The 874-nt window shown below is 61.1% G+C and carries 1 protein-coding gene; it reads right to left on the minus strand.

Going from position 1 to position 874, the window contains the following annotated elements; genetic code table 11:
- Positions 1–343: 343 nt before the first annotated feature.
- Positions 344–874: hypothetical protein (locus tag BBX35_RS23745; RefSeq protein WP_171901512.1), on the minus strand; the 531-nt coding region annotated here is incomplete at its 5' end.

Consider the following 874-nt stretch of genomic DNA (forward strand, 5'->3'; position numbering starts at 1 on the left):
GGATTGAAAATCCGCGTGTCGCTGGTTCGATTCCGGCCCTGGGCACCACTTCCCCTTAGATAAATCCCTACAGATCAAGCCCTTAACGGCTTCATGGTGAGTCTTGGCGAGTCCGTCGTCAAGCCCTTCGTCACACATCCGGTCCCGCCGGTGTGACACCAGTGTGACCACTCTCATTTCTTGGATGGAAGCCGAGGGGTGCCGGGGGATTTGCGGCCACCGCTTCCCTACGTAGGCGCTTCAGATTTTTCCGCCATTTCGGGGTCCCCACTCTCGGTTTTGCGCCCCTGTCTGCGTTTGTCAGGCTTCGTCAGCAAAACAGGCGCTCAACCGGTCCCCACTTCTATAGCTCGACCTTGGAGCACCACCTTGCCGCCGGCACTGACAGAAGCGCATTCAGCCGCTCCTGGAGATACTCTGCATAGCGCGACGACGGTTTGTTCCGGTGAGTGTCGGTGATCAGGAGGCGAACCACCGACGTCCAGAAGTGGTGCCGGTCCTGGTGCGGGAAGACATCATTCAGCTCGACAAACTGGACCGCCAGAAACGCCCACCAGAGCCGCTCTGCCAGTTGCCCGTTGTTCTCCCCAGGGTGACACTGCCGGATCCTCTCGACCTGCCCCACGGCGGCTTCATAGGCCGCCCTACGGATGCGCCCCCTTGTGTCCTGGACGTGGATGGGGCGGGGTTCGAAGGCCATCTCGGCGATCTTTGCGATCAGTCCCTGTGCCTCGTCATCAGTCGCTACTTGTGGCCCCAGAACCTTCCTCAGGTAGCGCTGATGGACGGCCAGGAGCTGCTTGCCTGGACCTGCGACGGGTGCGCCATAGTGGCGGACCAGAGAGCGGTGATAGGCACAGTAACGGCCCTTGCC

This window comes from Stappia indica (assembly GCF_001696535.1).
Lineage (GTDB): Bacteria > Pseudomonadota > Alphaproteobacteria > Rhizobiales > Stappiaceae > Stappia > Stappia indica.